Annotated in this window: 1 protein-coding gene; it reads right to left on the reverse strand. The window is 43.4% G+C overall.

Annotated elements, in window-relative coordinates; translation table 11 throughout:
- Nucleotides 1-1,116, reverse strand: a 1,116-nt coding sequence (locus tag AC1RRN_RS21425) for a fibronectin type III domain-containing protein (protein WP_492969253.1), incomplete at both ends; no start/stop codon positions are given.

Consider the following 1,116-nt stretch of genomic DNA (forward strand, 5'->3'; position numbering starts at 1 on the left):
GTAAGACCTGAGAAAGTATTTGAAGCCTGTGGTCCTAAAACTGCAGCATTAGGCTGGATAATTCTAAATGAATTTCCGCCCCATCCGCCACCAGCAGTAAGTACAACACTTCCTGAAGCATCACAAGTAATAGGACTTGTTGCAGCGCTTAATGTTAACGGTGAAGCAGGTGCTGCAATAGTAACCGAAGCAGTCGCAGTACAGCTTGTAGCGGTATTGGTAACCACTACGGCATATGTTCCTGCTGCCAATCCTGTTAAGCTGATTGGTGAGGTAGTTCCCGTTTGGGCAACCCCGTTTAAGGTATAAGTAAAACCTGTTGAACCCGTAACGGTAAAAGTAGCCGTTCCGCTAGCTGTACCTGAACAAAGAACATTCGTAAAGGCACCGCTTACTGTCAACGGTGTTAAATTGGCAACTGTGTAATTATCCTGGAAGGTACAGTTCTTGGCATCCTTTACCTCAAATCTATAAACAACACCCGGATCTAAATTGGTAAAGATTCCAGAATTTAATCCCGATACGTTTGATGCATAAGAAGCCGGAGAAACAATACTATAAGTCTTAGCTCCAAATCCTCCTGTAGAGGTAACGGTAATACTCACCTTAAGTGTTGGACAGCTTAAAGCCGATGCACTGAAACCTAAAGCTGTAGGTGGTGTTAATGGTGCAAGTGTTACAGGAGCTGTAGTACCTGTACACATATTGATGTCTCTAACAGTAATAGTATAAGTTCCGTTGGTTAAACCTGTAAAGGTATCTCCTGTCTGGAAATCAACTCCATTGATACTGTACATATAAGTTGGACCTGTTCCACCTAAAACATTTATAACTTTTATGCTTCCGGTCTGGCCGCATAAATAAGGCGTAACCTGTGTTGATGCCGTTATAGCTGCAGGCGCGGTAAGGGTAATGCTGCCAGGTGCAGATAAACAGTCATTGCTGTCCATCACACGGTAGCTGTAAGAAGTCCCTGCCGCTAAATTTGAATATACTGTTGTGGTAGTATAACCACTGCCGTTGAAACTATATTTATAAGGACCAACTCCGCCTGAACCCGATAAGGTTACAGAACCCGTAGAAGCTCCAAAACATTTTGGATTAGTCGGACTAGCA

The sequence above is a fragment of the Flavobacterium sp. GW821-FHT11G01 genome, from assembly GCF_058808175.1.